Below are 7,215 nucleotides of genomic sequence, written 5' to 3' on the forward strand. Positions count from 1 at the left end.
CCGGCGCGCGCGCCCCCCCCCGGTCCCTGCCTCTGCGGGCTGGGGGGGCGGGCGCTCGTGCTCTCTGTGTCACATAATTTTCAATTCACTTGTTAGTGACTACTGGCCGCCAACGGAGCCGTGGTTCAACCCGAAGGAGCGCACGATGAGCGAGCACAGCAAGTTCCTGGAGCCGGTCACCCGGGAGAACGCCGCCGTGGTCCTGGTCGACCACCAGGTGGGCCTGCTGTCCGGTGTCCGGGACATCCCGCTCGGCGAGCTGAAGCACAACGTGGTGGCGCTGGCACGCGCGGCGACCGTGCTCGGCATCCCCCTGGTCGTCACCACCACCGCGGCCGACAGCATGTGGGGGCCGACCACCCCGGAACTGGTCCAGGCCCTGCCGGCCGGACAGCGGATCATCGACCGCAGCACGGTCAACGCCTGGCACGACGCCCGGGTCCGCGAAGCCATCGAAGCCACCGGGCGGCAGAAGCTGATCTTCGCCGGAGTGTCACTGGAAGTGTGCGCGGCGCTGCCCGCGATCGCCGCGACGGCCGCCGGGCACCACGCGTACGTCGCCGTGGACGCCTCCGGCACCTTCAGCCAAGCCAAGCGCGAAGCGGGACTGCTGCGCATGCAGCAGGCGGGCGTCACCGTCTCCGACTACGCCACCCTCATGGTCGAGGCCCTGGCCGACAACGCCGCCCCCGAGGCCGGCGACCTCTACGCCGCCCTCGACATGCCCTTCGCCGTCCTGGTCGGCCAGATCTCAGCGGCCGCCCGCCCCGCGTAACGGCCCGCGTACCCACCTCACCCGGCCATCGCCGACCCACACCACGGGGGGATGTGCCTCGCCCCGTCGCCTGTCAGTACCAGCTGGCATGCTGCCGGGCAGAAGAGGACGGCAACGGGTGGCAAGGGCTGTGTGCGATGGGTTTTGAGGGCGGGGTCTGGCGTCTGGTGCGCCAGGAAGAGCTGGTGGGCGAGATCGTGATCGAGGAGACGGACTTCCCGTGGCTCCACGGGCGCTTCGTGCCGGGAACGGCGTTCCCCGCCGTCCAGCCGCTCTTCGCCCGTTCGCTCGCGCTGTCCGAGGCGGAGGACTGGGAGGCCTTCGACGACGCGTACGACGAGATCACGCGCACCGTGTCGATGCTCTCGCCCTCGGGCCCGGTCGCCGAGTTCCTGCTGCACATCCAGGACGACAGGGCTTGGTTCCGGTGGAGTGACGAGCCGTTCGAAGACGTGGACGAGCCGTTCGAGGACGTGGACGGGCAGGGCGGACGTGAGGCGGGCAGTGCCGGACCATCCGCGAGAAGTGACGTCGACGTCGACCACGGCCTCGACCTGCCGGTGATGACCTGGGAGCGGTTCTGGCAGTTGATCGAGGTCCTCGGGGGCGAGGCCGGTACCGAGACGTGCGAGCGCCTCGAAACCGCCTGCGCCCGCCTCACCGAGGTTCTCGCACGCGAACCGCTGGGCCAGATCATCGGCTTCGGTGAACGTCTCGCCGAGGCGCTGCACCGCCTGGACCAGGAGCAGTTCGGGACGCTGCCGATCACCGGGGCGGTGTTGCCCGACGGCTCGCCGTTCCCTCAGTCGAGCGACCACTTCCTGTACGCGCGAGCTGCGGTCGTGGCTGCGGGCCGCGACGTGTACGAGAGCATGTTCCACGATCCCGAACGGTTCGCTCCGTACACCGCGCGACAGTGTGAACCGCTGCTCTACGTGCACGAGGAGGCGTTCGAGCTCGTGACCGGGACGGAGTGGGACCGCCTCACCCGCTACGACTACGAGTCCTGCTCGAACGCGGACGGTTGGCCCGAGCTGCGCGGCTGAGCGCCGCCTGTCGCAGAGCACCGCTCGCCGCAGGCCCCGGCCCCGCTCGGCGGGCGAGCGGGGCCGGGTTCCCTGGCGGTCGCCGGTCCGTCCGGCAGGCGGCTCAGGCTTCGATGTTCTCCAGGTCCGCGAGCAGGCCCGGGTGCGTCGGCTTCCAGCCGAGGGCGGCGCGGGTGTGAGCGCTGGAGGCGGGCTGGTCGGCGGCGAAGACCGGGCCGAGGGGGCCGAAACTCTCCTGCGGCACCGGCTCGACCGGAAGGCCGAGCCGCCGTCCGATGACCGAGGCGATGTCGCGTACCGCGTCGCCTTCGTCGGCGACGGCGTGCCACGCGCTTCCGGCCGGGGCCTTCTCCAGGGCGAGCCGGAACAGGACGGCGGCGTCGAGCGCGTGGACGGCGGGCCAGCGCTGCGCGCCGTCTCCGGGGTAGCCGACGACGCCGGTGCCGCGGGCGATGTTGGTGAGCAGCCCGGCGAACCCGCCCTGGCCCTGGTTGTGGACCGTGCGCGGCAGCCGTACCGCCGAGCTGCGCACGCCGCGTGAGGCGAGTGCGAGTGTGCGGTTCACCGACAGGCTGCGTCCGCTGACGGGGCCGTCCAGCGGCAGCGGGTCTTCCTCGGTCGAGGCGCGTCCCGCCACGAGGGGCGTGCCGGACGCGGTGACGAGAGGCCTGTTCGTGCCGACGAGGGTGTCGCCGAGGGCCGCGAGTGCGGCGCTCTCCTCGGCGATCCCTCGCGCGAGTGCGTCGGGCGAGCTGAAGTCGTTGCTGAAGGCGAGGTGGATGACGCCGTCCGCCTGTTCCGCGCCGGTCCGCAGCACGTCGAGGTCGGCGAGCCCGCCGCGGAGCACGTCGGCGCCGGCGGTTTTCGCGCTGGCCGCGGAGGCGTCGGATCGGACGAGGGCGGTGACCAGGTGGCCTGCGGCGAGTAGTTCGGCGACGACGGCAGAGCCGATCAGGCCTGTGCCGCCGGTGATGAAGACGCGCATGGTGAGCTCCGAGGAGTGATGCGACTGTTGTCTCATCACTGTACGACGCGATGCGACACTTGTCCCGTCATCTAGACTGGCAACATGCCGCGATGGAAACCCGATGCCCGACAGCGCCTGGTCGTGGCTGCGCTAGGCCTGTTCGCCGAGCAGGGCTACGACGAAACGACCGTCGCTCAGATCACCGAGCGGGCAGGGCTCACGCGGAGCACCTTCTTCCGCCACTTCACCGACAAGCGCGAGATCCTCACCTTGGGACAGACGGCGCTCAGCCGCCTGCTGGCCGAGGGCATCGACGGCGCCCCCGCGGACGCGACGCCGATGACGGCCGTCGCGGCCGGACTCGAACGCGCATCGGGCGAGATGACGTCGTTCAACCGCGAGCTCAGCCCGCTGCTGCACGCGGCGATCGAGGCGAACGCGGAGTTGCAGGCGCGCAACGTGCTGAAGTGCATCGGCATGGCCACGGCGATGGTCGACGCGCTGAAGCGACGGAACGTCGCGGAACCCACGGCGCAGGTGGCCGCCGAACTCGGCGTCCTCGCGTTCAGGCTCGGCTACGCCCGGTGGACCGACCCCAGCCACGACGAGGACCCCGGCGGGCTGGCGCCCCACACGCGCGCCGCGTTCGACGAACTCCGCGCGGCAGTCGCTGTGCTCCACTGAGCTCCGCCGATCTCCGCTGAGCCCCGTATCGGCCGCTACGAGGAGTCCTGCCGCCTGTTGCTGCCGCGTAGAGTGGATACGGAGAGTGCTGGATCACGGCTTCCCTTCTCGGAGGGTTATCGGTGAGACACGCGGATGCCTCCGGTGAGGCGGTGTCGGTCCGGCTGTTCCTGGACTTGGTCGACGGCGGCGCGAGTCGCGCCCGGCCGATCTGATCTGCGCGTCGACGCCTCGTCTCGGGAGAGGCGTTCCTGCTCGCGGCGGTTGCGGCGCGCGGGAGGAGACCTTCGCCATGAAACTGACCGCCGAGCGGCTGCGGACCTCCGTCCGCAGTGCCGCTCCGACCTCCACGCATCCACCGCCGGTGTCCGCCGCCGACGTCGGCCTGCTGGTGCTCCGGCTGGCCGGCCTGCTGCTGGCCGGCCACGGTGCCCAGAAACTCTTCGGCCTGTTCGGTGGCGCCGGTCTGCATGCCACCAGTAAGGGCTTCGAGGCCCTGGGCTACCGGCCCGGCGTCCTCTTCGCCACGCTGGGAGGAGCCTCCGAGCTGTGCGGCGGCCTGGGCCTCGCCCTCGGGCTGTTCACCCCGCTGGCCGCCGCCGCCGTGATCGGGGTGATGATCAACGCGATGTCCGTCACCTCGGGCAGAGGCCTGTGGGCCGACAAGGGCGGCATGGAGTACCCGCTGTGCCTGGCGCTGATCGCGATCGCGGTCTCCGCCATCGGCCCCGGACGCCTGGCACTGGACCACCCGTTCCGGTGGGGCCAGGGCGGGTGGTGGAGTGCGGCCGTCGCCCTGGGGATGGGCGGCATCGGCGCGGGCATCGTGCTGTCCCTGCAAGGGGTGACTCTCTAGCGCCGCGTCAGCACCGCGTTGGACCACCACTACGTGCGCGAAGCCAGGACCAGCAACCCGTCGCATCCCTCAGCAGGTGTGGCCGCTGGGCAGCGCGGAACCGTCCGACTCGCCGAGCCCGGCACGCGGTCGCGCCGTCATCCGGCGTGGTCGTAGTCCGGCAGGATCACGCCGCTGTGGGCGGCACGTCCCCCCGTTCCCGCCGAGGTGGTGGGGTTGCGCAGGGCCGCGTTGCGGGTGTCGAGCATGTCCTGGGTGCCGGGGATGAGGGTGGTGCCGCCGGAGGTGGCCAGCGCCTGGTTCCGCTCGACGAAGGGGCGCGCCTTGCGCTCGTAGGCCGCGAAGGCGGCCGCGTGGTCGGTGTGGCCGGCGAGCTCTCCGGCCAGGAGGTAGGCGCCGACGAGCGAGACGCTGGAGCCCTGGCCGGACAGGAACGAGGTCGCGTGGGCCGCGTCACCGGCGAGGGCGACGCGGCCACGGGACCAGGTGGGCATGTGGATCTGGCTGACGACGTCGAAGAACAGGTCGTCGGCCTCGCACAGCGCGTCCACCAGGCGCGGGAGGTGCCAGCTGCGCTCGGGGAAGGCGGCGGCGACGAGTTCGCGCTGCGCCTGTGGGTCCCGGATGGCGTCGACGGGGGCGTCCTCCCGCTTGAGGAGGAGGAACCCGTGTATGCGGTCGGCGGGTTCGTGGGCGTAGAGGACGGCCGCGCGGCCTGGCGTGTTCCAGATGATCCCTTCGTGGGCGAGGCCCAGGTCGTTCGCGAGGGTGAAACCGGCGAAGACGTGGCCGAGGTAGCGGTGGAACGCGTCCTCGGGGCCGAAGACCAGCCCGCGGGTGTTGGAGTGCAGCCCGTCGGTGCCGATCACCAGGTCGAAGGTGCAGTGGGCGCCGCTGTCGAAGGTGACGTCGACGCCGTCCGCCCGGTCGTCCAGGGTGGCGATGGAGTCGCCGAAGAGGAACTCGACCCGGTCGCGGAGCGGGGCGTAGAGGGCGCTCGCCAGGTCGCCGCGCCGTACTTCCAGGTCCAGACCTGCGGCGCCTCCGGTGACGGCCTCGGGGGCGACGGAGCCGATGAGCGCCCCGTCCGCGTCCACGAACGAGAGCTTGCGCGTGTCCACGTGGGCCTCGCGCAGCTGCGGGAGCAGCCCCATGCGGTCGACGACCTCGCGGGCGGCGCCGCGGATGTCGATGGCGTACCCGCCGCCCCGTACGGCTGACGCCCGTTCGACGACGGTGACGTCGAAGCCGTAGCGGTCGAGCCAGTAGGCGAGGGCCGGGCCGGCGATGCTCGCGCCCGAGATGAGGACCTTGCGGTTCGCGGAGTGGTTGTTCACGGTGTGCTCTCCTCCTGGTGGCGCAGCCCGGCGGTCGCCTCCTGGCGGTCACGCCGAAGATGCGTACCTTAGGTATCTTTATGGACGGCACAGTGCACCCGCGGAGAGCGGGTACAACCCCAGGATATAGATACCTAAGTTAGGTATTCAAGTGGAGGTGGTGGTCCGATGACCGCGGACTCGCCGGACGACCCCGGCGCGGACGAGCAGGCGGCAGCCGTCTGGGCGGCCCTGCCCCGGCTGGCCCAGCTGAGCAACGCCATGACCCGCGGCCGCCTGGCCGAACGGGCGGCCGAGGCGGCGGGACTCGCCCTGGAGCGCCCCGCGCTGAGCGCGCTCATGACCCTGCACATGGCGGACCGGCCGCTGCGCATCGGGGAGATCGCCGAACGGATGCAGGTGGTCGGCCCGCACGTCACGCGACAGGTCCAGGCGCTGGAGCGGCGCGGCCTCGTCCATCGCGTCGGCGACCCGCACGACCGGCGTGCCAGCCTCATCGAGGCGACCGCTGAAGGAACGAGGGCGGCGAACGCCTACGCGACGTCCATGATCGGCTGGTTCACGGACGCGATAGCGCACTGGCCGGACCAGGACCGCGGGGACCTGGGCCGCCTGCTCGCGAAGCTGGCCGACGACGTCATCGCCCGCCTGGCCCTCCTCGACGACGGCGGCGGCGCGCCACCGCCCGCCACCTGACCGGGCCCGCCCCAGCCTCAGGAGGGCCGCGCCGGGTGTCCGTGCGAGCTGAACGCGCGGCCGGCATCCACCCCGCGAGGGCGGCACCTGAACGGTCAAGGCGGCATCTTGAAAACCCGTCCCACCCCACCTCGTTCGGGTGAAACCTCCGAGGCCACCGGCATCGGAGGGCCCGGACGGCGACATCATGCCTCCATGATCACTTCTCCTCCTCGGCCTGCCCGCCGGCTGCGTGCGGGCGCTGCCGCCCTCGCCGCCCTCGGCGCGCTCGCCCTCACCGCCACAACTGCCGCCGCCGCCCCCGCCGCCCCCGCGCCACGCCAGGCCGCCCCGTCCACGCGTACGGTCGCCGAGCCGCACTGCGGCGAATGGGTCGACTACAACGGCAACGAGGACCGCCGGATGAAGAGCTGGCTGTGCCTCTACGACAGCGGGGACGGGGGGATCTACCCGACGCTGTGGACCGAGTGCGGCTGGTGGAAGATCATCGGCTGGGCGGACCCGCCGAACGGCTGCCGCATCTGGGAGCCCAGCTCCTACGAGATCACCTTCCCGGACGGCACCAAGACCAAGGACGCGCTCTTCCCCGGCGCCTCCGGCAAGAACAGTGCCGCGAGCAACGGCAGCACCTACCCCTGCCAGAACGGCACCTGGAAGCTGTGGTCCTACTACGGCGTCCAGATGAAGGACATCCTCGGCAACTGGGGCAGCAACGTGGCCGCCACCCACGAGGTCACCTTCAACGTCACCTGCCCCTGACCTGGCATCCGCTGGTGGGGCGGGGCGGGGCCGGGCCCGCCGCCCCGGGCCGTTGGCGCTCGGGCCCGGGAGCGGCCGCCGCAGCGGCGCCCCGG

General features: G+C 71.8%; 8 protein-coding genes. 6 read left to right on the forward strand and 2 right to left on the reverse strand.

Features of this window, described 5'->3' with window-relative positions; genetic code table 11:
• Positions 1 to 145: 145 nt before the first annotated feature.
• Positions 146 to 775 carry an isochorismatase family protein gene (locus ACFV6I_RS25875; RefSeq protein WP_063351891.1) on the forward strand — a complete coding sequence of 210 codons (630 nt, stop codon included), beginning with the start codon at positions 146 to 148 and terminating at the stop codon, positions 773 to 775.
• 185 nt (positions 776 to 960) lie between these two features.
• A complete protein-coding gene (locus tag ACFV6I_RS25880) occupies positions 961 to 1,821 on the forward strand; it encodes a DUF4240 domain-containing protein (RefSeq protein WP_380427905.1) in 861 nt (286 codons plus the stop codon).
• 103 nt (positions 1,822 to 1,924) lie between these two features.
• Here the strand turns inward: ACFV6I_RS25880 and ACFV6I_RS25885 are convergent, their stop codons facing one another.
• A complete protein-coding gene (locus ACFV6I_RS25885) occupies positions 1,925 to 2,806 on the reverse strand; it encodes an SDR family oxidoreductase (protein WP_380427907.1) in 882 nt (293 codons plus the stop codon).
• 84 nt (positions 2,807 to 2,890) lie between these two features.
• On the opposite strand from ACFV6I_RS25885, the gene ACFV6I_RS25890 reads away from it, so the two are divergent.
• Together ACFV6I_RS25890 and ACFV6I_RS25895 are read left to right on the forward strand one after the other, a co-directional pair.
• The gene (locus ACFV6I_RS25890; protein WP_380427909.1) at positions 2,891 to 3,472 is read left to right on the forward strand and encodes a TetR/AcrR family transcriptional regulator; all 582 of its coding nucleotides are present in this window, start codon (positions 2,891 to 2,893) and stop codon (positions 3,470 to 3,472) included.
• A 292-nt stretch (positions 3,473 to 3,764) separates the two neighbouring features.
• A complete protein-coding gene (locus tag ACFV6I_RS25895) occupies positions 3,765 to 4,328 on the forward strand; it encodes a DoxX family protein (protein WP_079136441.1) in 564 nt (187 codons plus the stop codon).
• A gap of 137 nt (positions 4,329 to 4,465) precedes the next feature.
• Here ACFV6I_RS25895 and ACFV6I_RS25900 read toward each other — a convergent pair whose 3' ends face one another.
• A complete protein-coding gene (locus ACFV6I_RS25900; RefSeq protein ID WP_380427911.1) occupies positions 4,466 to 5,665 on the reverse strand; it encodes an FAD-dependent monooxygenase in 1,200 nt (399 codons plus the stop codon).
• 168 nt (positions 5,666 to 5,833) lie between these two features.
• Between ACFV6I_RS25900 and ACFV6I_RS25905 the strand changes: the two genes are divergently transcribed.
• Positions 5,834 to 6,361, forward strand: coding sequence for a MarR family winged helix-turn-helix transcriptional regulator (locus tag ACFV6I_RS25905; protein ID WP_063351887.1), 528 nt, complete (start codon positions 5,834 to 5,836; stop codon positions 6,359 to 6,361).
• 195 nt (positions 6,362 to 6,556) lie between these two features.
• Entirely contained in the window at positions 6,557 to 7,120 is a 564-nt protein-coding gene (locus tag ACFV6I_RS25910) for a hypothetical protein (protein ID WP_380427913.1), read from the forward strand.
• Positions 7,121 to 7,215 lie beyond the last annotated feature (95 nt).

Origin of the sequence: Kitasatospora sp. NPDC059803 (assembly GCF_042732255.1) — a bacterium.
GTDB lineage: Bacteria > Actinomycetota > Actinomycetes > Streptomycetales > Streptomycetaceae > Kitasatospora.

Excerpts from the sequence above, each read along its gene's own strand:
- ACFV6I_RS25875 (WP_063351891.1), top strand. The coding sequence starts at position 146 with ATGAGCGAGCACAGCAAGTTCCTGGAGCCGGTCACCCGGGAGAACGCC.
- ACFV6I_RS25890 (WP_380427909.1), top strand. The coding sequence starts at position 2,891 with ATGCCGCGATGGAAACCCGATGCCCGACAGCGCCTGGTCGTGGCTGCG.
- ACFV6I_RS25905 (WP_063351887.1), top strand. The coding sequence starts at position 5,834 with ATGACCGCGGACTCGCCGGACGACCCCGGCGCGGACGAGCAGGCGGCA.
- ACFV6I_RS25895 (WP_079136441.1), top strand. The coding sequence starts at position 3,765 with ATGAAACTGACCGCCGAGCGGCTGCGGACCTCCGTCCGCAGTGCCGCT.
- ACFV6I_RS25910 (WP_380427913.1), top strand. The coding sequence starts at position 6,557 with ATGATCACTTCTCCTCCTCGGCCTGCCCGCCGGCTGCGTGCGGGCGCT.
- ACFV6I_RS25885 (WP_380427907.1), bottom strand. The coding sequence starts at position 2,806 with ATGCGCGTCTTCATCACCGGCGGCACAGGCCTGATCGGCTCTGCCGTC.